General features: G+C 67.3%; 26 protein-coding genes. 19 read left to right on the top strand and 7 right to left on the bottom strand.

All coding sequences use genetic code 11. The features are described 5' to 3' along the window. The first annotated feature begins 66 nt into the window (after window positions 1-66). Both FSZ13_RS03505 and FSZ13_RS03500 read left to right on the top strand, forming a co-directional pair. Window positions 67-1,056 carry an LLM class flavin-dependent oxidoreductase gene (locus FSZ13_RS03505; RefSeq protein ID WP_145478024.1) on the top strand — a complete coding sequence of 330 codons (990 nt, stop codon included), beginning with the start codon at window positions 67-69 and terminating at the stop codon, window positions 1,054-1,056. A 127-nt stretch (window positions 1,057-1,183) separates the two neighbouring features. Then, window positions 1,184-1,684, top strand: a complete 501-nt coding sequence (locus tag FSZ13_RS03500; RefSeq protein ID WP_145478023.1) for a pyridoxamine 5'-phosphate oxidase family protein — start codon at window positions 1,184-1,186, stop codon at window positions 1,682-1,684. 172 nt (window positions 1,685-1,856) lie between these two features. Here the strand turns inward: FSZ13_RS03500 and FSZ13_RS03495 are convergent, their stop codons facing one another. Together FSZ13_RS03495 and FSZ13_RS03490 are read right to left on the bottom strand one after the other, a co-directional pair. Then, window positions 1,857-2,516, bottom strand: coding sequence for an exopolysaccharide biosynthesis protein (locus FSZ13_RS03495; protein ID WP_145478022.1), 660 nt, complete (start codon window positions 2,514-2,516; stop codon window positions 1,857-1,859). Further along, window positions 2,500-3,822, bottom strand: coding sequence for a hemolysin family protein (locus FSZ13_RS03490; protein WP_145478021.1), 1,323 nt, complete (start codon window positions 3,820-3,822; stop codon window positions 2,500-2,502). The genes FSZ13_RS03495 and FSZ13_RS03490 overlap by 17 nt, the downstream gene beginning before the upstream one ends. A 272-nt stretch (window positions 3,823-4,094) precedes the next feature. Here FSZ13_RS03490 and FSZ13_RS03485 point away from each other — a divergent pair, with 272 nt between their 5' ends. Together FSZ13_RS03485 and FSZ13_RS03480 are read left to right on the top strand one after the other, a co-directional pair. After that, on the top strand, window positions 4,095-4,721 hold the full coding sequence (locus FSZ13_RS03485; protein ID WP_070207259.1) for a DUF47 domain-containing protein: 627 nt from the start codon (window positions 4,095-4,097) through the stop codon (window positions 4,719-4,721). A gap of 13 nt (window positions 4,722-4,734) precedes the next feature. Further along, a complete protein-coding gene (locus FSZ13_RS03480; protein ID WP_145478020.1) occupies window positions 4,735-5,856 on the top strand; it encodes an inorganic phosphate transporter in 1,122 nt (373 codons plus the stop codon). 61 nt (window positions 5,857-5,917) lie between these two features. Here FSZ13_RS03480 and FSZ13_RS03475 read toward each other — a convergent pair whose 3' ends face one another. Further along, window positions 5,918-6,469 (bottom strand): GNAT family N-acetyltransferase, encoded by a 552-nt coding sequence (locus tag FSZ13_RS03475; RefSeq protein WP_145478019.1) that lies wholly within the window; start codon window positions 6,467-6,469, stop codon window positions 5,918-5,920. Window positions 6,470-6,605: 136 nt separating this feature from the next. Then, window positions 6,606-8,495 carry a DNA topoisomerase IV subunit B gene (gene parE, locus FSZ13_RS03470; protein ID WP_145478018.1) on the bottom strand — a complete coding sequence of 630 codons (1,890 nt, stop codon included), beginning with the start codon at window positions 8,493-8,495 and terminating at the stop codon, window positions 6,606-6,608. Between the two features lie 163 nt (window positions 8,496-8,658). Between parE and FSZ13_RS03465 the strand changes: the two genes are divergently transcribed. The 7 genes from FSZ13_RS03465 (at window position 8,659) to truD (ending at window position 14,895) form a co-directional block, all read left to right on the top strand. After that, window positions 8,659-8,901 carry a hypothetical protein gene (locus FSZ13_RS03465; RefSeq protein WP_145478017.1) on the top strand — a complete coding sequence of 81 codons (243 nt, stop codon included), beginning with the start codon at window positions 8,659-8,661 and terminating at the stop codon, window positions 8,899-8,901. A 335-nt stretch (window positions 8,902-9,236) separates the two neighbouring features. After that, window positions 9,237-10,886, top strand: coding sequence for a CTP synthase (locus tag FSZ13_RS03460; RefSeq protein ID WP_145478016.1), 1,650 nt, complete (start codon window positions 9,237-9,239; stop codon window positions 10,884-10,886). Between the two features lie 69 nt (window positions 10,887-10,955). After that, window positions 10,956-12,242, top strand: a complete 1,287-nt coding sequence (eno, locus tag FSZ13_RS03455) for a phosphopyruvate hydratase (protein WP_145478015.1) — start codon at window positions 10,956-10,958, stop codon at window positions 12,240-12,242. A gap of 5 nt (window positions 12,243-12,247) precedes the next feature. Continuing rightward, a complete protein-coding gene (gene ftsB / locus FSZ13_RS03450) occupies window positions 12,248-12,598 on the top strand; it encodes a cell division protein FtsB (RefSeq protein ID WP_145478014.1) in 351 nt (116 codons plus the stop codon). Then, window positions 12,598-13,293: a 2-C-methyl-D-erythritol 4-phosphate cytidylyltransferase gene (gene ispD, locus FSZ13_RS03445; RefSeq protein WP_428999963.1), complete on the top strand. Its 696-nt coding sequence runs from the start codon at window positions 12,598-12,600 to the stop codon at window positions 13,291-13,293. Before ftsB ends, ispD begins: the two co-directional genes overlap by 1 nt. Before the next feature lie 64 nt (window positions 13,294-13,357). Beyond that, the gene (gene ispF / locus FSZ13_RS03440) at window positions 13,358-13,855 is read left to right on the top strand and encodes a 2-C-methyl-D-erythritol 2,4-cyclodiphosphate synthase (protein ID WP_145478013.1); all 498 of its coding nucleotides are present in this window, start codon (window positions 13,358-13,360) and stop codon (window positions 13,853-13,855) included. After that, window positions 13,852-14,895, top strand: a complete 1,044-nt coding sequence (gene truD, locus FSZ13_RS03435) for a tRNA pseudouridine(13) synthase TruD (RefSeq protein WP_145478012.1) — start codon at window positions 13,852-13,854, stop codon at window positions 14,893-14,895. The genes ispF and truD overlap by 4 nt, the downstream gene beginning before the upstream one ends. Before the next feature lie 162 nt (window positions 14,896-15,057). Here truD and FSZ13_RS03430 read toward each other — a convergent pair whose 3' ends face one another. Next, window positions 15,058-15,597, bottom strand: coding sequence for a Smr/MutS family protein (locus FSZ13_RS03430; RefSeq protein ID WP_145478011.1), 540 nt, complete (start codon window positions 15,595-15,597; stop codon window positions 15,058-15,060). Window positions 15,598-15,784: 187 nt separating this feature from the next. Here FSZ13_RS03430 and surE point away from each other — a divergent pair, with 187 nt between their 5' ends. The 4 genes from surE to FSZ13_RS03410 are packed head-to-tail and all read left to right on the top strand — an operon-like array spanning window position 15,785 to window position 18,642. Next, on the top strand, window positions 15,785-16,564 hold the full coding sequence (surE, locus tag FSZ13_RS03425) for a 5'/3'-nucleotidase SurE (RefSeq protein WP_145478010.1): 780 nt from the start codon (window positions 15,785-15,787) through the stop codon (window positions 16,562-16,564). Next, on the top strand, window positions 16,561-17,238 hold the full coding sequence (locus FSZ13_RS03420; RefSeq protein ID WP_145478009.1) for a protein-L-isoaspartate(D-aspartate) O-methyltransferase: 678 nt from the start codon (window positions 16,561-16,563) through the stop codon (window positions 17,236-17,238). The genes surE and FSZ13_RS03420 overlap by 4 nt, the downstream gene beginning before the upstream one ends. A 19-nt stretch (window positions 17,239-17,257) precedes the next feature. Continuing rightward, window positions 17,258-17,872 carry a YqaA family protein gene (locus FSZ13_RS03415; RefSeq protein ID WP_145478008.1) on the top strand — a complete coding sequence of 205 codons (615 nt, stop codon included), beginning with the start codon at window positions 17,258-17,260 and terminating at the stop codon, window positions 17,870-17,872. Continuing rightward, entirely contained in the window at window positions 17,869-18,642 is a 774-nt protein-coding gene (locus tag FSZ13_RS03410; protein WP_145478007.1) for a peptidoglycan DD-metalloendopeptidase family protein, read from the top strand. The genes FSZ13_RS03415 and FSZ13_RS03410 overlap by 4 nt, the downstream gene beginning before the upstream one ends. Window positions 18,643-18,799: 157 nt before the next feature. Here FSZ13_RS03410 and FSZ13_RS03405 read toward each other — a convergent pair whose 3' ends face one another. Beyond that, on the bottom strand, window positions 18,800-19,195 hold the full coding sequence (locus FSZ13_RS03405) for an Mth938-like domain-containing protein (protein WP_145478006.1): 396 nt from the start codon (window positions 19,193-19,195) through the stop codon (window positions 18,800-18,802). Between the two features lie 7 nt (window positions 19,196-19,202). Continuing rightward, complete coding sequence (gene yhbY / locus FSZ13_RS03400; protein ID WP_145478005.1) at window positions 19,203-19,508, bottom strand: ribosome assembly RNA-binding protein YhbY; 306 nt, start codon at window positions 19,506-19,508, stop codon at window positions 19,203-19,205. Between the two features lie 65 nt (window positions 19,509-19,573). Here yhbY and rlmE point away from each other — a divergent pair, with 65 nt between their 5' ends. From rlmE to FSZ13_RS03380, 4 genes are all read left to right on the top strand, one after another. Then, complete coding sequence (rlmE, locus tag FSZ13_RS03395; protein ID WP_145478004.1) at window positions 19,574-20,206, top strand: 23S rRNA (uridine(2552)-2'-O)-methyltransferase RlmE; 633 nt, start codon at window positions 19,574-19,576, stop codon at window positions 20,204-20,206. Window positions 20,207-20,259: 53 nt separating this feature from the next. Next, entirely contained in the window at window positions 20,260-22,203 is a 1,944-nt protein-coding gene (gene ftsH, locus FSZ13_RS03390; RefSeq protein WP_186308830.1) for an ATP-dependent zinc metalloprotease FtsH, read from the top strand. A 2-nt stretch (window positions 22,204-22,205) separates the two neighbouring features. Next, the gene (locus tag FSZ13_RS03385) at window positions 22,206-22,382 is read left to right on the top strand and encodes a hypothetical protein (RefSeq protein WP_260844069.1); all 177 of its coding nucleotides are present in this window, start codon (window positions 22,206-22,208) and stop codon (window positions 22,380-22,382) included. A gap of 86 nt (window positions 22,383-22,468) precedes the next feature. Then, on the top strand, window positions 22,469-22,969 hold the full coding sequence (locus FSZ13_RS03380) for a hypothetical protein (protein WP_145478002.1): 501 nt from the start codon (window positions 22,469-22,471) through the stop codon (window positions 22,967-22,969). The last annotated feature ends 23 nt before the right edge of the window (window positions 22,970-22,992 follow it).

The following is a 22,992-nucleotide window of genomic DNA, read 5'->3' as shown; positions in this document are numbered from 1 at the left end:
AGCGCCCATGGTGTCTGGCGGCGGGCGCCCCCATCCAAGGGTCATACCCTTTGATGGAACGTGCGCATGCAACTTTCGATCCTTGATCTGGCCCCGGTCTGTGAAGGCAGCAACACCACCGCCGCCTTCGCCAACATGCTGGACCTGGCCCAGCACGCCGAAGGCTGGGGCTACCACCGTTACTGGCTGGCCGAGCACCACAACATGCCCGGAATCGCCAGCGCCGCCACTGCGGTGCTGATCGGGCACGTGGCCGGTGGCACCGAGCGCATCCGGGTCGGTGCGGGCGGGATCATGCTGCCCAACCATTCGCCGCTGCAGGTGGCCGAGCAGTTCGGCACGCTGGCCTCGCTGTATCCGGACCGGATCGACCTGGGCCTGGGCCGTGCGCCCGGTACCGACCAGCCCACCGCACGCGCGCTGCGTCGTTATTTCGACAGTGCCGACCAGTTCCCGCAGGACGTGCGCGAACTGCTGCACTACTTCGAGCCGGCGCAGCCGGGGCAGGCGGTGCGCGCGGTGCCCGGCGCCGGCATTCCAGTGCCGGTGTGGCTGCTTGGCTCCAGCCTGTTCAGTGCGCGACTGGCGGCCGCGATGGGCCTGCCGTTCGCATTCGCCTCGCACTTCGCCCCGGACGCGATGGATGAGGCGCTGGCGGTCTACCGCCGTGAGTTCCGCCCGTCCCAGTACCTGACCGCTCCGTATGCGGTGCTGGGCCTGAACGTGGTCGCCGCCGAGTCCGAAGCCGAAGCCAAGCGCCTGTTCACCACCCAGCAGCAGAGCTTCGTCAACCTGCGTCGCGGCAAGCCGGGCCTGATTCCGCCGCCGATCGACGATATCGAGGCGTTCTGGCAGCCCCACGAAAAGCTGGGCGTGCAGAATGCACTGGCCTGTGCGGTGGTCGGCGACCTGCGCCAGGTCAGCGAAGGCATGGCCGCGTTCGCCGCACGTCACAAGCCCGACGAACTCCTGCTCACCGCCAACATCTACGACCACGCCGCGCGCAAGCGTTCGTTTGGCCTGGCGATGCAAGCGTGGAAGGGCCTGAACGCGTAGAGACACCCCATGGGTGTCTGCCCGGTGCGCGACGCGCACCGGGCTGCGAAGGCGGCGTGACCATCCGGTTCACGTCGCCATGGCCGCCACATTGCTGTGATGGGGTTCCTTTTGCAGGAGTCATCCCATGGCCGATATCGATCGCCAGCAGCACATCAAACAATTGGCCGAACTGATCCGTGGCGTGGACATTGCCATGTTCACCACCACCGGCGTCGACGGACGCCTGTACAGCCGTCCGTTGGGTACCCAGGAAGTCGAGTTCGACGGCGACCTGTGGTTCGCCACCGCCGCCGACAGCCCCAAGGTGGCCGAGATCGCCCTCAATCCGCGCGTCAACGTGGCCTATGCTTCGCAGTCGAAGAATACCTACGTCTCGGTCGCGGGCATCGCGCGCATCGTCGATGATCGCGCCAAGATCGAAGAACTGTGGTCGCCGCCGATGAAGCTGTTCTTCCCGGGCGGCAAGGACGATCCCAACCTGCGCCTGATCCACGTCAGCGCCGAATCGGCCGAGTACTGGGATGGTCCGGGCACGCTGCTGGGCAAGGCGCTGAGCTTCGTGCTGTCGGCGGTGACCGACGACCCGGCCGCGATGTCGGACAACGGCGTCGTCGACCTGCGCTGATCGTTCACCCGACCAACGGTCGGGTGCTACCGGTGATCGTTCACCCGACCAACGGTCGGGTGCTACCGTGGTGGATACGCACGCGACCCGCCCCGGTAGGTCCCGACCGTTGGTCGGGACGCACGCAGCCTTTGCCGGTAGGTCCCGACCGTTGGTCGGGACGCACGCGAGGTCAGAACCAGCGCTGGAACAGCTCCACCAGATACTCCACCAGCTGCCCCGAGCTGAAGCTGAAAAACACCACCGCGGCAATCGCGCCGATCCAGTTGATCAGCATCAGCGTGCCATCGCGCTCCAGCAGCGCCAGCGAGAACAGCAGCAGCTGGAAACCGAACAGATAGTTGGTGAAGGGGATCGGCAGCGACAGCAGCAGCCCCATCAGCACCAGCAGCAGCCCGGTGAACGCATGCGCCGCCACCGGCACCAGCAGCACCGGCCGGCGTGGCTTAAGCATGCGGTCGAGGCGCCGCAACGGCCGGTCGATACGGGCCAGGAAGCGATGCATGGTGCCGCGACGCGGGCCGCGGTTGGCGATGAACCCCGGCAGCCACGGGCGCCGCAGCCCACACAGCATCTGTACGCCGATCAGGATCACCAGCGGGCCACTCACCGCGCCGCCCAGCCCCGGGATCGGGATGAAGGAGGGCAGGATCGCCACGAACAGGAACACCCCGAACGCGCTCTGCTGCAGGCCCTGCAGGATCTCGCCCAGCAGCAGGCGCTGCTCCGGATCGCCGTGGTCGAACATCGCCAGCAGCGTACGGATGCCTTCGTTCTGGTACTCCGGCCGGCCCTGGTCCGGCGCGCCGGGCGGATCAGCCGGTGAGTTCATCGGTCTCCTCTTCGGCCAGCGCGCGCATCAGCAGCTTGTCCACGCGCGCGCCGTCCAGATCGACGATCTCGATACGCCAGCCGGCCCAGTCGAAGTACTCGCCGGCGTGCGGAATGCGGCCGAAGTAGTGGATGCACATGCCGGCCAGCGTGTAGTAGTCGCCGTCCTCGGCATCCGGCAGTTCCGCATTGCCCATCAGTTCGCGCAGGTCTTCGATCGACAGCGAGCCGTCCACCAGCAGCGAGCCGTCCTCGCGGGTCACCACCAGGGCGTCCTCGTCGACGTTCTCCACCGACTGCATGCGCCCGACCACCGCGCCCATCAGGTCGCTGATGGTCACCAGGCCCTGGATCTCGCCGTACTCGTCCACCACCAGCGCCATCGACTGCTGCTCTTCGCGGAAGATCTCCAGCAGCTTCATCGCATGGGTCGAGTCCGAGACGTACAACGGCTCGCGCAGCTGCTGGAACAGGGCATGATCATCGCGCACCAGGCGGGTGACCAGGCTCTTCACTTCGAGCACGCCGACGATGTCCTGGTCGTTGCCGCGATACACCGGGTAACGCGAGAACTCGTGCTCGCGCATGGACGCGAAGTTCTTTTCGGGATCGGCCTGGGTGTCCAGCCAGGCGATCCGGTTGCGCGGGGTCATCAGGCTGTCAGCGGTACGGTCGCCCAGGCGCATCACCCGGTTCATCATGTCGCGCTCGTGCGCGTCGATCACGCCGGCCTCGTGGCTTTCGGCGACCAGCATGCGGATTTCTTCTTCAGTGACCGTGGCCGCCTCGTCGTTGCCCAGGCCCAGCAGGCGCAGGACCAGGCGGGTGGTCTTGGACAGCAGCCAGACGAACGGGAAGGCCAGCTTGGCCAGCCAGCTCATCGGCAGGGCCACCAGCCCGGCGATGTCTTCCGAACGGGTCAGGGCGAGCCGCTTGGGCACCAGTTCGCCGAAGATCAGCGTCACGAAGGTGATCAGGGTCACCGCCAGGCCCTTGCCGACCAGCTCGGCGTGGCCGAAGCCGGGCATCAGGCCCTTGATCCAGCCCGCGATGGCCTCGCCGATGGCGTCGCCGCCGAGCAGGCCGGTCAGCACGCCGATCACGGTGATGCCGATCTGCACGGTGGACAGGAAGCTTTCCGGCTTCTCGGACAGCTCCAGGGCCCGGGCGGCGCGCTTGGAGGAGGCGGCCATCTGCTTCAGGCGGCTCTTGCGCGAGGTCATGACCGACATCTCGGACATGGCGAAGAACCCGTTGAGCAGGATCAGGGCGAAAACGAGCAGGATCAGTTCAAACACGGGCGTCATCCCCGGTTGGTGGCAGGGAGGGCGTGTTCAAGCGGGGGCGGCTACCGGGCCAGGACAAGCCTGGGGGGCGCGGCGGGGGGTAAGGGTCGTCGTCCATAGAGTGCACCCGAAGGTGCCGCCGCATCTTAACAAAAGCCGGGGGGAGGGGTGCAAACAGAGTGGTTCAGGTGGACCGGGAGCGGCGTGAAGACGCCGGGAGTACCCAGTTTGGACATCAAACCGTCATAATTCCGCCCGGTGCCGTCCTTCCTCGACGGCGAATAGGTTTCTCCATGTTCTCTCTGCAGACCATTTTCGGCTCCGGCAAACAGTTCTACACCCTGCTGGACGAGGCTGCCCAGGCCGCCCACGACAGCGCCAAGGCGCTGCATTCGATGCTGCGCGAGGCCGACCGCCAGCCGGCGCTGGACGCGTTCAAGCTGGCCCGCCTGCGCGAACGCGCCGCCTCGGACAAGATCAGCCAGGCGCTGGTGGACAGCTTCATGACCCCGATCGAGCGCGAGGACATCGAAGCGCTGGGTTCGGCGCTGTACAAGATTCCCAAGCAGGTCGAGAAGTTCGCCGACCGCTATTCGCTGGCCACCAAGCACCTGGAGCACATCGACTTCGCGCCCCGCGCGGCGATGCTGGAACAGGCGGCCAGCGTGGTGGTGGAGATGGTCAGCGACCTGCGCCACATGAACCTGGACCGGATGACCGCGCTCAACGAGAAGCTGCGCGCGCTGGAGAACGAGGCCGACCGGCTGATGCTGGAGCTGTACCGCGACATCTACTCCGGTCGCCTGGACAACCTGCAGATGTTCCTGCTCAAGGAGTTCTTCGAGATCCTGGAAAAAGCCATCGACCGTTGCCGCGAAGCCGGCGTGGTGGCGTACCAGATCGTGCTGAAGAACAGCTGACGGACGCCACAGCATGCTGACCCTCGTTCTGGTGGTGATCCTGGCCGCGCTCGTCTTCGAGTTCATCAACGGCTTCCACGACACCGCCAACTCCATCGCCACGGTGGTGGCGACCAAGGTGCTCTCGCCCGGCTGGGCGGTGATGCTTGCGGCCTTCATGAACCTGATCGGCGCGCTCACCGGCACCGCCGTCGCGCTGACCATCGCCTCCGGCCTGCTCAACACCAACGTGGTCGACGTGACCCCGCAGGTGATCCTGTGCGCGTTGCTCGGCGGGATCATCTGGAACCTGATCACGTGGTGGAAGGGCCTGCCGTCGTCATCCTCGCACGCGCTGATCGGCGGTCTGTGCGGTGCCGGCCTGGCCGCGGCGCACAACAACTGGGATGCGCTGATCTGGTCCGAGCGCATCGGCACCTGGGCCCAGAACAAGGGCCTGCTGTGGAAGGTGTTCCTGCCGATGATCACCTCGCCGATCGCCGGTTTCCTGCTGGGCATCCTGGTGATGCTGCTGCTGTGGGCGATCATCGCGGGCATGGCCAAGGTGGGCGGCTGGCTGGGCCGGCTGGCGCGTCCGCGCATCGTCAACGCGTTCTTCGGCAAGGCGCAGATCGTGTCGGCGGCCTACATGGGCTTCGCGCACGGTCACAACGACGCACAGAAGACCATGGGCATCATCGCGATGACCCTGATCGGTGCGGAGGCGACCGGCGCGCTGAACGACCTGCCGTCGTGGCTGGCCTTCATGCACCCGGACGCGCATGCCGGTGACGGCATCGCGATGTGGATCGTGCTGACCTGCGCGGTGGTGATGGCCGCGGGTACCGCCTCGGGCGGCTGGAAGATCATCAAGACGCTGGGCCACAAGATGGTCAAGCTGCACCCGATCCACGGTTTCGCGGCGGAAACCAGCTCGGCGACGATCCTGACCCTGGCCGCGCACTTCGGCATGCCGGTCTCGACCACGCACAGCATCTCCACCGCGATCATGGGCGTGGGCTACGCCAAGAACCCGCGTTCGCTGCGCTTCGGCGTGATCGAGCGCATCGTCTGGGCCTGGATCCTGACCATTCCGGCGGCAGGCGGCTGCGCCTACCTGATCCTGAAGCTGTTCGAGCTGTTCGGCTGGGCGTAAGCGCCGGGCCCTGCCTGGCTGGAACGGAAAGCCCGCCAACCGGCGGGCTTTTTCGTGCGCGTCAGGCTGCGCGGTCGCGTGCCAGCAGGCCGTACAGCGCCGAATCGGACAGCTCGCCTGCGATGCACCAGCGTTCGCGCAGCAGGCCTTCGCGCTGGAACCCGATCCGCTCCAGCACCATCGCCGATGCGGCGTTGCGTGGGTCGATCTCCGCTTCAAGCCGGCGCAGGCCGCGTTCGTCGAACAGGTAGGTCGCCAGCCGCGTCAGCGCCTCGCGCATGTACCCGTTACCCTGGACCTGCGGAGCCAGGTTGTAGCCGATCTCGGCGCGGCCGGATGCGGCGTCGATCGCGAACACCACGCAGATGCCCAGCAGCGGCCCGTTCTTGCTGTCGCGGATGGCCAGTTTGAGCTGCGTGCCGGCCGCCATCGCGGCGAGGTCGTCGGCAATCTGCGCCTGCGCCTGCGCGAGGTCCGTCCACGGCGCGTGGTTCCAGTAGCGCATCACGTCGGGATCGGCCTGGATCGCGAACAGGGCGGGGGCGTCGTCCGCGCGGATCGGGCTCAACACGAGTCGGGCGCTGTCCAAGCGCAAGGTCGAATCGAAATGCATGCGGGCTCCACCAGACGAGGGACCGCCACGCTACCCGATCCATTGGCGCGCAGGATGAAGGGGCGATGTCCGTGCCGGCCCCACAACGAAACAGCCCGCCGGACGGCGGGCTGTTTCAGGGGGGCGTGCTGTCGGATCAGACTTCCAGCGAAGCCAGGTCGCCCTTGTTTTCCAGCCACTGCTTGCGGTCGCCCGCGCGCTTCTTGGCCAGCAGCATGTCCATCAGCGCGCTGGTCTGCTCGCCGTCGTCCACCGTCAGCTGCACCAGGCGGCGCGTGTCCGGGTGGATGGTCGACTCGCGCAGCTGCTGCGGGTTCATTTCGCCCAGGCCCTTGAAGCGGGTCACGCTGACCTGGCCCTTGATCTTCTCGCGCTCGATCTTGTCCAGCAGCGAACGCTTTTCTTCCTCGTCCAGCGCGTAGAACACCTGCTTGCCCACGTCAACGCGGAACAGTGGCGGCATCGCCACGAACACGTGGCCGGCATCCACCAGCGCCGGGAAGTGCTTGAGGAACAACGCCGTCAACAGCGTCGCGATGTGCAGGCCGTCCGAGTCCGCGTCGGCCAGGATCACCACCTTGCCGTAACGCAGCCCGCTGATGTCCTCCTTGCCCGGATCGCAGCCGATCGCGATCGCCAGGTTGTGCACTTCTTCAGAGGCCAGCACGCTGCCCGACGACACCTCCCAGGTGTTCAGGATCTTGCCGCGCAGCGGCATGATCGCCTGGAAGTCCTTGTCGCGTGCCTGCTTGGCGCTGCCGCCGGCCGAGTCGCCTTCCACCAGGAACAGCTCCGTGCGGGACAGGTCCTGGCTGATGCAGTCCGCCAGCTTGCCGGGCAGGGCAGGGCCCTGCGTGACCTTCTTGCGCACCACCAGCTTCTCGGTCTTCAGGCGCGCACTCGCGCGCTCGATCGCCAGCTGCGCGATCGCCTCGCCCAGGGTGACGTTCTGGTTCAGCAGCAGGCTGAACGCGTCGTGCGCGGCGCCTTCCACGAAACCCGCCGCCTGCCGCGACGACAGCCGCTCCTTGGTCTGCCCGCTGAACTGCGGGTCGGTCATCTTCAGCGACAGCACGAACGAGACCCGGTCCCAGACGTCTTCCGGCGCCAGTTTCACGCCACGCGGCAGCAGGTTGCGGAAGTCGCAGAACTCGCGCAGCGCCTCGGTCAGACCGGTGCGCAGGCCGTTGGCATGGGTGCCGTGCTGCGCCGTCGGAATCAGGTTGACATAGCTTTCCTGGACCAGCTCGCCTTCCGGCAGCCACGCCACCGCCCAGTCCACCACCTCGGTGTCCTTCTTCAACGACCCCACGAACAGGTTCGCCGGCAGCATCTCGCGCTCGCCCAGCTCGGCCTTCAGGTAGTCGCTCAGGCCGTCCTCGAAGTACCAGGTGTCCTGCTCGTCGGTGGCCTCGTCGCGCAGCTTCACGGTCAGGCCAGGGCACAGCACCGCCTTGGCGCGCAGCAGGTGGCGCAGCGCCCGCAGGTTGTACTTGGGCGTGTCGAAGTACTTCGGGTCTGCCCAGAACCGCACGCGGGTACCGGTGTTCTTTTTCCCGACGCTTCCCACTACTTCCAGCGGCGTGGCGCGGTCGCCGTTGCGGAAGGTGATGCGGTGCTCGCTGCCTTCGCGCTTGATGTGCACTTCCACCAGCGTCGACAGCGCGTTGACCACGCTCACGCCCACGCCGTGCAGGCCGCCGGAGAAGGTGTAGTTCTTGTTGCTGAATTTACCGCCCGCGTGCAGGCGGGTCAGGATCAACTCCACGCCGGGGATCTTCTCCTCCGGGTGGATGTCCACCGGCATGCCGCGGCCGTCATCGCTGACCTCGCAGCTGCCGTCCTTGTACAGGGTGACCTCGACCGTGCGGGCATGCCCGGCCAGGGCTTCGTCCACGGCGTTGTCGATCACCTCCTGGGCCAGGTGGTTCGGGCGGGCGGTGTCGGTGTACATGCCGGGGCGGCGCTTGACCGGGTCCAGGCCAGACAGGACTTCAATATCGGCGGCGTTATAGCGGGTGTTCATCGGTCTTCAAAAAGCGCAAAGCGACGGCGAAGTTTGCGGTCTGGACGGCTTTTTTGCACGCCGCACGTTCAGGGGGCGGCCGACCAGCGCGCGATAGAATGGTTCCGGTGGTGAAAGCCGGCCCCCGGCCACGCCATCCCCAGCCATAGCGAGGAGACCCCCCATGAAGAAGTTGCTGACCATCGTTGCCATTGCCGCCGCCGTCGTGGCCGTGCCGCTGGCCATGGCCCAGAACGGCGGACAGGGCCAGTCCACCGCGCAGCAGGGCGACCAGGCCGAGGCCAAGGCCCAGTCCGAAGCCGACGCCAAGGCCAAGCGCCGCGCTGCCGCCACCGCCGAAATGAAGGCCAAGGGCCAGCAGGTGCCGCAGCAGGAAGAGGAAGAAGAGGCCAAAAAGAAGCGCTGACCCTGCGTTTTGGCCTCCCCGACGCCCCGGCTTGCCGGGGCGTCTTCGTTCATGCCCCTTGGGCTTGGGCGCTCCAATCTGTAAACTATGGCTTTCCGGGAGCAGTGCGTGTCATCCATCAGCGAATGGACTGGTCTGGTCGTGCGCGACCGCCAGCAGGGTAGGCAGGAGGTGACGGTCCCATCGGCGACCGGCACGGCCCCCCCGACCTCGCAGGATGCCCCGGCGCGTGACCACTCCGCCGCCGACCGCTCCCACCCCGATATCCCTTTCACGTCGTCCGACGCCCCCCGCGCCGGCGTCGTTTCCCCCTTCCTGACAGGACACCCCCAGCCATGACACCCTTGATCTTCGTAACCGGCGGCGTGGTTTCCTCGCTTGGCAAAGGCATCGCCGCCGCCTCGCTGGCGTCCATCCTCGAAGCCCGTGGCCTGAAGGTCACGATGATGAAGCTCGACCCGTACATCAACGTCGACCCGGGCACCATGAGCCCGTTCCAGCATGGCGAGGTCTATGTCACCGACGACGGTGCCGAGACCGACCTCGACCTGGGCCATTACGAGCGCTTCGTGCGCACCCGCCTGAGCCGCAAGAACTCGGTCACCACCGGCCGCATCTACGAAAACGTGATCCGCAAGGAACGTCGCGGCGACTACCTGGGCGCCACCGTGCAGGTCATCCCGCACATCACCGACGAGATCCGCCGCTGCATGGACGAAGCCACCGAAGGCTTCGACGTGGCGCTGGTGGAAATCGGCGGCACCGTGGGCGACATCGAGTCGCTGCCGTTCCTGGAAGCCATCCGCCAGGTGCGCACCGAGCGCGGTCCGGAAAAGGCGCTGTTCATGCACCTCACCCTGGTGCCGTACATCGCCGCCGCCGGCGAGCTCAAGACCAAGCCGACCCAGCATTCGGTCAAGGAACTGCGCTCGATCGGCATCCAGCCGGACGTGCTGCTGTGCCGCTCCGAGCAGCCGGTACCCGATTCCGAGCGCCGCAAGATCGCCCAGTTCACCAACGTCTCCGAACGTGCCGTGATCAGCGTGCCCGACGTCGACGTGCTCTACCGCATTCCGATGGGCCTGCACGCGCAGGGCCTGGACGAGATCGTCATCAACCAGCTCAAGCTCGGCGACAAGGCCGGTCCGGCCGACCTGCACGAATGGGAAGCCGCGCTGGACGCCACCCTGCACCCGGTGGATGAAGTCACCATCGCCGTGGTCGGCAAGTACGTCGACCACCAGGACGCCTACAAGTCGGTCGGCGAAGCGCTCAAGCACGGCGGCCTGCGCCAGCGCACCAAGGTCAACCTGAAGTGGCTGGAAGCGCAGGACCTGGAAGGCACCGACATGGCCGCGCTGCAGGACGTCGACGGCATCCTGGTGCCGGGCGGGTTCGGCGACCGTGGCTTCGAAGGCAAGGTGCTGACCTCGCAGTTCGCCCGTGAGCAGCAGATGCCGTACTTCGGCATCTGCTACGGCATGCAGGCCGCGGTGGTCGACTTCGCCCGCAACGTGGTCGGCCTGGAAGGCGCCAACAGCACCGAGAACGACCGCCAGTCGCCGAACCCGGTGATCGGCCTGATCACCGAGTGGCGCACCGCCACCGGCGACGTCGAAAAACGCGACGACAAGAGCGACCTCGGCGGCACCATGCGCCTGGGCCTGCAGGAGCAGCGCCTGAAGCCGGGCACCCTGGCCCGCGAACTGTACGGCAGGGACGTGGTTTCCGAACGCCACCGCCACCGCTACGAGTTCAACAACCGCTACCGCACCCAGCTCGAAGACGCCGGCCTGGTGATCGCCGGCAAGTCCATGGACGACACCCTGGTCGAAGTGGTCGAACTGCCGCGCGACCAGCACCCGTGGTTCCTGGCCTGCCAGGCGCACCCGGAATTCCTGTCCACCCCGCGCGATGGCCATCCGCTGTTCATCGGTTTCATCAGCGCCGCCCGCGAGCGAAAAGCCGCACGTTCTGCTGCATAATCACGACGCATGTTTCACGCGCCGCCAGAGGGCGGCGCTTTCCCCTTACCGACTGGAAATTGGCCCGCCATGACCGCGATCCGCAGCATCCACGCCCGTGAAATCCTCGACAGCCGTGGCAACCCCACGCTGGAAGCCGAAGTCACCCTGGAGGACGGCTCGTTCGGCCGTGCCGCCGTGCCGTCGGGTGCCTCCACCGGTACCAAGGAAGCGGTCGAGCTGCGTGATGGCGACAAGACCCGTTACCTGGGCAAGGGCGTGCGCAACGCCGTGGCCAACGTCAACACCACCATCGCCTCGGCGCTGAAGGGCTTCGATGCCGCCGACCAGGAAGGCCTGGACCGTCGCCTGATCGACCTGGACGGCACCGAGAACAAGGGCCGCCTGGGCGCCAACGCGCTGCTCGGGGTTTCGATGGCCAACGCCCATGCCGTGGCCGCGTCGAAGAAGCAGGCGCTGTGGCAGTACCTGGCCCAGGGCCGTGACGTGACCCTGCCGGTGCCGATGATGAACATCATCAACGGCGGCGCGCATGCCGACAACAATGTCGACTTCCAGGAGTTCATGGTGCTGCCGGTCGGCTTCACCTCGTTCTCCGAAGCGCTGCGCGCCGGCACCGAAATCTTCCATTCGCTCAAGTCGGTGCTCAAGGGCCATGGCCTGAGCACGGCGGTGGGCGACGAAGGCGGCTTCGCGCCGGACTTCCGCAGCAACGTCGAGGCCCTGGACACCATCCTCGAAGCGATCGGCAAGGCCGGCTACACCGCCGGTGAAGACGTGCTGCTGGGCCTGGACGTGGCCTCCAGCGAGTTCTACGAGAACGGCAAGTACAACCTGGTCGGCGAGAACAAGCGCCTGACCTCCGAGCAGTTCGTCGACTTCCTGGCCGACTGGGCCGCGCAGTACCCGATCATCACCATCGAAGACGGCCTGGCCGAGAACGACTGGGCGGGCTGGAAGCTGCTCACCGACCGCATCGGCAAGCAGGTGCAGCTGGTCGGCGACGACCTGTTCGTGACCAACCCGAAGATCTTCAAGGAAGGCATCGAGTCCGGCACCGCCAACGCGATCCTGATCAAGGTCAACCAGATCGGCACCCTGACCGAAACCCTGGAAGCGATCGCGATGGCCGACCGCGCCAACTACGCCGCCGTGGTCTCGCACCGTTCGGGCGAAACCGAAGACACCACCATCGCCGACATCGCCGTGGCCACCACCGCCACCCAGATCAAGACCGGCTCGCTGTGCCGCAGTGATCGCGTGGCCAAGTACAACCAGCTGCTGCGCATCGAGGAAGCCCTCGGTGCCGGCGCGCGTTACGCCGGGCGTGACGCGTTCGTTTCGCTGAAGCGCTGATCCGCATGCGCAACTGGCGCTGGCTGCTGCTGGTGCTTGCGGTACTGCTGGCATGGCTGCAGTACCGCTTCTGGTTCGGCCCGGGCAACTCGGGAGAGGTGATGACGCTCGAAGCCCAGGTCGAAGCCCAGAAGCGCGACAACGCCGGCCTGCAGCAGCGCAACGATGCGCTGGCGGCCGAGGTCAAGGACCTCAAGGAAGGCGAGGCCGCGATCGAGGAACGCGCGCGCAGCGAGCTGGGCATGATCAAGCCTGGCGAGACGTTCTACCGCGTGGTCGAGAACGCGCCGGTGGCTCCGCCGCGCGCGCCCGCGCTGCTGGCCGACCCGGACGCGCCGCACCAGGAAGTGCCCTGATGGGCAGCGTCTGGGCCGTGGTCCCGGCCGCCGGACGGGGAACCCGTTTCGGGGGCCAGGTGCCCAAGCAGTACCTGCCCGCAGGCGACCGGGTGCTGCTCGCGCATACCCTGGAAGCACTGCTTTCGCACCCGGTGGTGGCCGGGGTGATGGTGGTGATCGCCGAACACGATGCCGACTGGCCCGGCTGGCAGTCGCTGGCCGACAAGCCGATCCTGACCTGCACCGGCGGGGCAACCCGTGCCGACTCGGTGCTGGCCGGCCTGCAGGCACTGCCCGAGAGCGTGCGCGCGGATGATTTCGTGCTGGTGCACGACGCGGCACGGCCGAACCTGGCCGCAGCCGACCTCGGCCGCCTGCTCGAAGTGGGGCGCAACGACCCGGTCGGCGCGATCCTGGCCGCGCCCGTACGCGACACCCTCAAGCGCGCCGGCGACGACGGCGGCATCGACGCTACCGAGCCGCGCGCGCGGTTGTGGCGTGCGCTCACGCCGCAGTTGTTCCGCCGCCACCAGTTGGCGCGTGCGCTGCAGGACGCGGCCGCGGCCGGCGTGGAAGTGACCGACGAGGCCATGGCGATGGAACGGCAGGGGCTGCGCCCGCTGCTGGTCGAGGGCAGCGAAGACAACTTCAAGGTCACCACCCGGGCCGATCTGTCCCGGTTCGAATTCGAACTGTCGCGCCGCGGGACCTGAGTTCCCGCGCTGCGCCCCTGTCACCCGGCCGGGCCGTGCCCGGCGTTACCGTTGGGTTCCAACCATGAGCACGCCTGTTTTTCCGCCCGTCCGCATCGGCCAGGGTTACGACGTCCACGCCTTCGGCGAGGGCGACCACATCATGCTCGGTGGCATCCGGGTCGAGCACAGCTGTGGCGTGCTGGCGCACAGCGACGGCGACGTGATCCTGCATGCGCTGTGCGATGCCATGCTCGGGGCGCTGTCGCTCGGCGACATCGGCCAGCACTTCCCGCCGTCGGACATGCGCTGGAAAGACGCCGACAGCAGCCGCTTCCTGGAACACTGCAACGGCCTGCTGCGCGAGCGCGGCTGGCAGGTCGGCAACACCGACATCACCGTGATCTGTGAACGCCCCAAGGTCGGCCCGCATGCGCTGGCGATGCGCGAACGCATTGCCGGCCTGCTGGGCATCGCGCTGGATGCGGTGAGCGTCAAGGCGACCACCTCGGAAAAGCTCGGTTTCACCGGGCGCGGCGAAGGCATCGCGGCCCAGGCGGTCGTGCTGCTGGTGGCGCTGTGATCCCGCTGCCGCTGGCGTTCGGCGCGCCGCTGCTGCACGCTGACATCCGTACCACGCCGGAGGACTTCCAGGTCGACGAACTGCCGGCGTTCGAGCCGAGCGGGGAGGGCGAGCACCTGCTGTTGACGATCCGCAAGCGCGGCGCCAATACCGTGCACGTGGCCAAGCTGCTGGCCAGGTGGGCCGGGTTGCCGGACATGGCGGTCAGCTATGCCGGCATGAAGGATCGCCACGCCGTCACCACCCAGCGTTTCAGCGTGCACCTGCCCAAGCGCATCGCGCCGGATGTTGCCAGCCTGGCCTCCGACGAAGTGGAGGTGCTTGAATCGACCTGGCACAACCGCAAACTGCAGCGCGGCGCGCTCGCCGGCAACCGGTTCAGGCTGGTGCTGCGCAACGTGCAGGGCGATGCCAGGGCGATCGACGAGCGTCTTTCGCTGATTGCCGCGCGCGGCCTGCCGAACTGGTTCGGCGAGCAGCGCTTCGGCCGCGACGGCGGCAACGTGCCGGCCGCGCTGGCCATGTTCGAAGGGCGCCGGATGCGCCCGGACCAGCGTTCGCTGCTGCTGTCGGCGGCGCGGTCGGCGCTGTTCAACCAGGTGCTGGCCGAGCGCGTCGCGCAGGGCAACTGGGACAGCCCGCTGGAGGGCGAGGTCTGGATGCTGGATGGCAGCCGCAGCGTGTTCGGCCCCGAGCCGTGGACCGACCTGCTGGCCGACCGCCTGGGACGCTTCGACATCCATCCCAGCGGGCCGTTGTGGGGTGAAGGCGAGCTGCGCAGCACGGGGGCGGCGGCGGCACTGGAGCTGGGCGCGATCAGCGACGACCAATCCCTGCGCCTGCGTGCCGGCCTGGAAGGCGCCCGCCTGAAGCAGGAGCGCCGCGCGCTGCGCCTGCGCCCGGCCAACCTGCAGCACCGCTGGCTGGAAGCCGACGTGCTGGAGCTGACCTTCGCGCTGCCGCCGGGGTGTTATGCCACCGCCGTGCTGCATGAGCTGGGCCAGGTCAATGACCTCGGAAGCGCCACGGTTCCCGACTGACCCCGCAGACACGCATGGCGTGTCCCTACGCGGCCCCTCGACCAAAAAAGGTCGTCCCACCACCAGGTCGCCCGACCCAGGATCGTAGTGACACGCCATGCGTGTCAACGCCATCCCCGGCACGCCCGCGAACCGCCCTGCGTGGCTGCGCGGTGCGGGTGATCACCGCCGCGCCAACAACACCAGCACCGCGCCGGTCCCGCCTTGCCCGGCCGGCGCCGAATGGAACGCCAGCACATCGTTGCGCTGGCGCAGCAGCCGGTCCACCAGGTTCTTCAACACCGGCGCGCCGCCATCGGACTGCAGGCCTTTGCCATGGATGATGCGCACGCAGCCATGCTCGTGCGCATGCGCTTCCAGCAGGAACTGGCGCAGCAGCGTTTCCGCCTGCGCCGCGGTGGCGCCGTGCAGGTCCAGTTCGTCCTGCACCGAATACTGGCCACGCTTGAGCCGCTGGAACATCCGCGCCGGCAAGGTGTCGCGCCGGTAGCTGGCGGTGTCGCCGGCTTCCAGCGGACTGCTGTCGCGCAGCAGCCGGGCGAACTCCCCGCGCGCGGCGTCGTCGTCCTGTTCGGCCATCCGTGCGCGCGGCTTCGGCCGTGGCGTGGCCGGCGGGGCAGCCACCGGTTTGCGCAGCGGCGTGACCTCGCCGATGGCAGCCCGGAACAGCGCGGCCGGATCTTCGTCTTCAGGATGTGACATGGGTACAGCCTAATGCCCCGGATCGGCCCTGCCTACCTCCCGGCGGGGTAGGCCGATCTGCCCGCTTGCGGCACAATAGCTGACGCACTTGCGCGGTCGCCGATCCCGGCTCGGGAGAGGGCCGGCCCCGCCAACGCTGGAAAGTGATGGAAATGAAGTCTTGAACAATCAAGCGGTTAAAACTCCCATGCGGATCCTGGTCAGCAACGACGATGGCGTCGATGCCCCGGGCATCAGGATGCTCGCCTCGGTACTGCGCGAGGCCGGCCATGACGTGATGGTGGTCGCCCCCGACCGCGACCGTTCCGGGGCCAGCAACTCGCTGACCCTCGACCTCCCGGTCCGGGTCAAGCGCATCGACGCCGCCACCTGCTCGGTGGCCGGCACCCCGACCGACTGCGTGCACCTGGCGCTGACTGGCATGCTGGAATACGACCCGGACATCGTGGTCTCCGGCATCAACAACGCCGCCAACCTGGGCGATGACGTCATCTACTCCGGCACCGTGTCTGCGGCGATGGAAGGGCGTTTCCTCGGATTGCCGGCGGTGGCGATGTCGCTGGTCACCCACAACCACGATCCGCGCAACTTCGAAACCGCCGCGCGTGCCGCGGTTGAAATCGTCACCCGGCTCAAGGCCGACCCGCTGCCCGCCGACACCATCCTCAATGTCAACGTGCCGGACCTGCCCTGGGACCAGGTGCGTGGCTTCGAGGTCACCCGGCTGGGTAACCGCCACCGGGCCGAAGGCTGCATCGCCCAGCGCGACCCGCGTGGCAATGAAGTGTTCTGGATCGGGCCGGCCGGGCGCGAACAGGATTCCGGCCCCGGCACGGATTTCCATGCGGTACGCAGCGGCTACATTTCGATCACTCCGATCCAGGTCGACCTGACGCGTTACCAGGCGCTGGAAAAGGTTGCCAGCTGGGTCGGTGGACTGACCGCAGCGCTGGATCGCCCGGCATGAGCCAGCGCCTGCGCCTGCAACCCGAAGCGGTCGGCATCGGCATGACCTCGCAGCGCGTGCGCGACCGCCTGGTCGAACGCCTGCGCGAAAGCGGCATCGTCGACGAGGACACGCTGAACGCGATCCGGGTGGTCCCGCGCCATCTGTTCATCGACGAAGCGCTGGCCTCGCGCGCCTATGAAGACACCGCGCTGCCGATCGGCCATGGCCAGACCATTTCGCAGCCGTGGGTGGTGGCGCGGATGACCGAAGCGGTGCTGCAGTCGGCACCGAAGAAGGTGCTGGAGGTCGGCACCGGTTCGGGCTACCAGGCCGCCGTGCTCGGCGCGCTGGGGCTGGAGGTGTACACCGTCGAACGCATCGGCGACCTGCTGCGGCAGGCGCGCAAGCGCTTCCGCGCGCTGGGCATGAACATCCGCAGCAAGCACGACGACGGCCGTGTCGGCTGGGCCGAACACGGTCCGTTCGATGCCATCGTGGTCACCGCCGCCGCACCGGCGCTGGTGGATGCGCTGGTCGAGCAGCTGGCCGTGGGCGGGCGCCTGGTGGCGCCAGTGGGTGCGGCCGGCGCGCAGTCGTTGATCCAGCTTACCCGTCGCGGAGACGGCAGCGTCGAGCAGCAGGTACTGGCGCCGGTCACGTTCGTACCGCTGCTGTCTGGCATGCTGGACTGATCCCAAGGAGCATCGCGTCATGAAGATTTTCGGTCCGCTGTACGAGCGGGCAATGAAGTGGGCCGCGCACGAGCGCGCGCCAACCTATCTCACCGTGCTGAGCTTCATCGAGGCGATCATCTTCCCGGTGATGCCGGAGGTGATGCTGGCGCCGATGTGCGTGGCCCAGCCCAAACGCGGCTGGTGGTTCGCCACGCTCAGCCTGGCCGGTTCGATGGCCGGTGCGCTGGTCGGCTACGCCCTGGGCCATTACGCCTTCGAAGCAATCAAGCCACTGTTCGCCGCGATGGGCATGTTGACAAGCATCGAAGGCGGCATCGCCATCGTGCAGGCCAAGATGGCCGAGTCCCCGTGGGCGGTGTTCACCTTCCTGGTACTGGGCGGCTTCATGCCGATCCCGATGAAGGTCTTCACATGGGCTTCGGGTATCGTCGGGGTGCCGCTGCCGCAGTACTTCCTGAGCATGCTGATCGGTCGCGGCAAGCGCGTGTACGTCCTGGCTGCGGTGATCCGCATTGGCGGCGCACGCGCCGAAGCCGCCCTGCGGCGTTGGATTGAACCGCTGGGCTGGGTCGCCACCGTACTGGTGGTGGGTCTGGTGGCCTGGCTCGTATGGAGGTCGAAGTTCGCATGAGTGCTGATCGTATGAGCGGGGCCGCGCGGCTGGCCGCGTTGCTGCTGGTGGTGTCCACCCTGAGTGCCTGCGGCACCGCCACGGTGGTCAAACCGTCCGGCGGGCGCACCGCGCACACCACGCCGCAGACCTCGGTGGCCAAGCCTGGCCAGACCGCGGTCGTGCGCCGTGGCGACACCCTCTACGCGCTGGCACGCATCCACAACATCACCCCGCGCGACCTGGCCGCATGGAACGGGCTGAGCGAGCCGTACACCATCTATCCCGGGCAGTCCCTGCGCCTGTATCCGGGCGGCAGCCCGGGGCGTGCGCCGACCACCGTGGTCACCGCGCCGCGCCCGGGCACCTCGACCCCGGCGCCCGCGCCGACGCCGTCGCCGACCACCGCCATCAAAAGCAGCATCAGCTGGCGCTGGCCGGCCGACGGCGCCCTGGTGGGGCGTTTCGTCGGCGCCGACGTCACCAAGCAGGGCGTGGACATCGCCGGCAGCAGCGGCCAGCCGGTACGGGCCACGGCGGCGGGTGTCGTGGTCTATTCCGGCGCCGGCCTGGTCGGTTTCGGCGAACTGATCATCATCAAGCACAACGAGCAGTGGCTGTCGGCCTATGGCCACAACCGCAAGCGGCTGGTCAACGAAGGCCAGAGCGTCAAGGCCGGCGAGCAGATCGCCGAAATGGGCCGCACCGGCACCACCCGCGACATGCTGCACTTCGAGATCCGCTACAACGGCAAGCCGGTCGACCCGTTGTTGTATCTGCCTCCCAGATGATCGCGCAGCCACGCAGGGCGTGGCTCTACCCGTGCGTCGACGCCTCGTATTGCAGTGCGGGTAACGTAGAGCTACGCCCTGCGTGGCTGCAGCGTCCACTCAATCGACACAAAAAAGGCTGCCCACGGCAGCCTTTCCTGAACGGAATCAACCAATTTCAGCCCGGCAGGAGGATCGCCGCAGCCACGTTGCGGCCTTCGCCGGCCAGCAGGTTGAAGGTCCGTGCGGCCGCCGGGTTGTCCATCACTTCGATGCCGATGCCAAGGGTCAGGCAGGCGGCCATGACGGCCGTGGGCGGGAACTGCTGGGTCCTGCCGGTGCCTAGGATCACCAGCTCCGGCTTCAGCGCCAGCACCGGTGCCAGGTGCTCGGCGGTCATGTCGCGGACCACAGCCGGGGCCGCCCAGGTATCCAGCAGCGAGTGCGGGGTCAGCGCGAAGCTCTGGACCAGCGTCCGCGGCTCGCCGTGTTCGCGGTCCTCCAGAAGCACCGAACTGTCACCCACGGCGCGGAACGCATAGGCGAAATCCGGAATTTCGTGGTTCAGCTGCATCGCTGGCTCAGCCGCGCGGAAGCACGATCTGGCGCTGTTCCCGGCTCGGCCGGTACAGCACCGCGACATGGCCGATGCGCTGCACCAGCGCGCTCTCGGTGGCCTGGGCCAGCTCGGCGATCATCGCGTCGCGGGCCTCGCGGTCCTCGGCGCCGACCTTGATCTTGACCAGTTCATGGCGCTCCAGCACCTCGTTCAGCTCGGCCAGGAAGGCCGGCGTGACCCCCTTGCCGCCGATCTGCAGCAGGGCTTTCAGATCATGGGCATGGCCGCGGAGGAAGCGGGTCTGGGCGGAGGTCAGGACGATAGACATTCAGGAACAAGCGGTTAACTGGGGCGATCAGGGTATCATGACCACCCCGTCCGGCCCTATTTCCAATGGCTTCCCGCAGCAAGAGCAGTCAACGCTGGTTGAAAGAACACTTCGCCGACCCCTTCGTGAAGAAGGCCCAGGCCGAAGGCATGCGCTCGCGCGCGGCCTACAAGCTGGAGGAGCTGCTCGAGCGCGACCGGCTGCTGAAGCCGCACATGGTCGTGGTCGACCTCGGCGCCGCCCCGGGCGGCTGGTCGCAGCAGGTCCGGCGCCAGATCGGCGACACCGGTCGGGTGCTGGCCCTGGACATCCTGGAGATGCCGCCGCTGGCCGGCGTGGAGTTCCTTCACGGCGACTTCAGGGAGCAGGCCGTCCTATCAGCATTCGAAGCCATGCTGGGCGACCAGCCGGTAGACCTTGTGCTCTCGGATATGGCCCCCAATAAGAGTGGAGTGGACGCGGTCGACCAGCCGCGGATGATGCACCTGGCCGAGCTGGCGATGGACTTCTCCGACAACCATCTCAAGCCGGGTGGCGCGTTCCTGATCAAGCTGTTCCAGGGCGTGGGCTTCGACGACTACGTGCGCGAGATGCGCCGCCGGTTCGACAAGGTCGTGATCCGCAAGCCTGAAGCGTCGCGGAAGCGCTCGCCCGAGGTGTATGCCCTGGGGCAGGGCAAACGCGCCCAGATCAAGTAAGCTCAACCATACCAATAGCGTCAGGCATTAGAGGAAGACCGGAGCCAATGAGGATGAACGACTTGACCAAGAACCTCCTGCTATGGGTGGTCGTCGCCGTGGTGCTCATGGTGGTCTTCCAGAGCTTCTCGCCGAAGACCAGTGGCGCCGGTGCCCAGGGTGCGACCTATTCGCAGTTCCTGGACCAGGTGGACAGCGGCAACGTGCAGAAGGTCACCTTCAGCGGCGACCTGCGCAGCGGCACCAACCAGCTGACCTACACCACGCGCGGCGGCCAGTCGGCCACGATCAATGCCCCGATGGATCGCGACCTGATCAACGTGCTGCGCGGCAAGAACGTGGAAATCGTCCAGGAAGAGCCGTCCAGCGGCATCTCGCTGGGCGCGATCCTGATGAACTTCCTCCCGGTGATCCTGATCATCGGCTTCTGGCTGTTCATCATGCGCCAGATGCAGGGCGGCGGCGGTGGGGCCAAGGGCGCGATGTCCTTCGGCAAGTCGCGCGCCAAGCTGCAGGGCGAAGACCAGATCAAGGTCACCTTCGCCGACGTTGCCGGCTGCGACGAAGCCAAGGAAGAAGTCGGCGAACTGGTCGACTTCCTGCGCGACCCGACCAAGTTCACCAAGCTGGGCGGCAAGATCCCGCGCGGCGTGCTGATGGTCGGTCCGCCGGGTACCGGCAAGACCCTGCTGGCCCGCGCCATCGCCGGCGAGGCCAAGGTGCCGTTCTTCTCGATCTCCGGTTCGGACTTCGTTGAAATGTTCGTCGGTGTCGGCGCCAGCCGCGTCCGCGACATGTTCGAGCAGGCCAAGAAGCAGGCTCCGTGTATCATCTTCATCGACGAAATCGACGCCGTCGGCCGCCATCGCGGTGCCGGCCTGGGTGGCGGGCATGACGAGCGCGAGCAGACCCTGAACCAGCTGCTGGTGGAAATGGACGGCTTCGAAGGGGGCGAGGGCGTGATCGTGATCGCCGCCACCAACCGTCCCGACGTGCTCGACCCGGCGCTGCTGCGCCCGGGCCGCTTCGACCGCCAGGTCGTGGTCGGCCTGGCCGACGTCAAGGGCCGCGAGCAGATCCTCAAGGTGCACATGCGCAAGCTGCCGCTGGCCGACGATGTCGAGCCGATGGTGATCGCGCGCGGTACCCCGGGCTTCTCCGGTGCCGACCTGGCCAATCTCTGCAACGAAGCGGCGCTGTTCGCCGCCCGCAGCAACGAGAAGGAAGTGCGCATGGAGCACTTCGACCGCGCCCGCGACAAGATCCTGATGGGTGCCGAGCGCCGCTCGATGGCCATGAGCGAGGAAGAAAAGACGCTCACCGCCTACCACGAGGCCGGCCATGCCATCGTCGGCCGCCTGGTGCCCGAGCACGACCCGGTCTACAAGGTCACCATCATCCCGCGCGGCCGTGCGCTGGGCGTGACCATGTACCTGCCGGAAGGCGACAAGTACTCGATGAACCGCGTGGCGATCGAATCGCAGCTGTGCTCGCTGTACGGCGGCCGCGTCGCCGAAGAGCTGATCTTCGGCGCCGACAAGGTCACCACCGGTGCCTCCAACGACATCGAGCGCGCGACAAAGATGGCCCGCAACATGGTCACCAAGTGGGGCCTGTCCGACGAGCTCGGCCCGATTGCCTATGGCGAGGAGGACGACGAAGTGTTCCTGGGCCGTTCGGTGACCCAGCACAAGAGCGTTTCCGACGATACCGCGCGCCGCATCGACGAAGTGGTCCGCAGCATCCTGGACAAGGCGTATGCCCGCACCACGGAGCTGATGAAGGCCAACATGGACAAGCTGCACACCATGTCGCAGCTGCTGCTGCAGTACGAAACCATCGACGCGCCGCAGATCGACGCGATCATGGAAGGTCGCGATCCGCCGCCGCCGATGGGGTGGGGCAAGTCCAACAAGGACGGCGGCAACAACAACAACGACAAGGGTGGGGACGCCCGTCCGGTGCCGCCGATTGCGGGGCCTGCCGAGCAGATCTGACGATGCCACCGCCCCCGGTTTCGCATACCACCGAAATGGTGATCGCCACGGTGGTGGGCGCTGCGGTGGGCCTGCTCAGCGAGAACTACCTGCTGGGTGGCATCGTCGGGATCGTGCTCGGCATCGTCCTGAGCGTGGGCAAGACCGTCTACCTGGACCGCAGGCGGCGCAGGCGCTGAGGTATTGCAGCGGCTGCCCGCACTGGGCAGGATGCGCATGCGGGGGCGCATGTCGCGTCCGCGCACCACATTCCAGGGGGAACTCGATGCGTCATTCCATGCGCGCGGCGCTCGCCGCGCTGCTGTGCTGTGCCACGCCCGTCATGGCCGCTACCGTCCAGGTACAGGACCCGGTGCCGTTTTCGGAAGAGGCCTACATTCCACGCTACATCATGTCCGAATGCCAGATGGGCCAGCAGCTGGCAAGCGCGCTCGCCGAACGTGCCGGTGAATATGGCAACACGGTGCAGCTGCAGGCGGAACCGGGCGGGCAGGGGCGCGTGCTGAAGCTCGAGTTCATCGAAGCGAACGGCAAGGGCAACATGTTCCTGGGCTTCGGCAAGTCGGCCACGGTGCGGGGCGAGCTGTATGAAGATGGCCGGCGGCTGGCGGGCGTGACCGCACGCCGGTCTTCCGGACTGGTCTCCAGCGGCGGCAACAAGGGCTCGTGCGAAGCGCTGGAGCGGATCGTCACCGTCATCGGCGGCGACCTCGCGCAGTGGCTGGCCGACCCGGTCGACAACGTACGCTTGGGCGACACCCGCTGACGGGTGCTGCCATGCGCCAGCGT

It is taken from the genome of Stenotrophomonas rhizophila (assembly GCF_007667275.1).
Taxonomy (GTDB): Bacteria; Pseudomonadota; Gammaproteobacteria; order Xanthomonadales; family Xanthomonadaceae; genus Stenotrophomonas; species Stenotrophomonas maltophilia_AE.
Note: the sequence above shows the minus strand (reverse complement) of the source record. Positions and strands in the feature narration are given on the sequence as shown.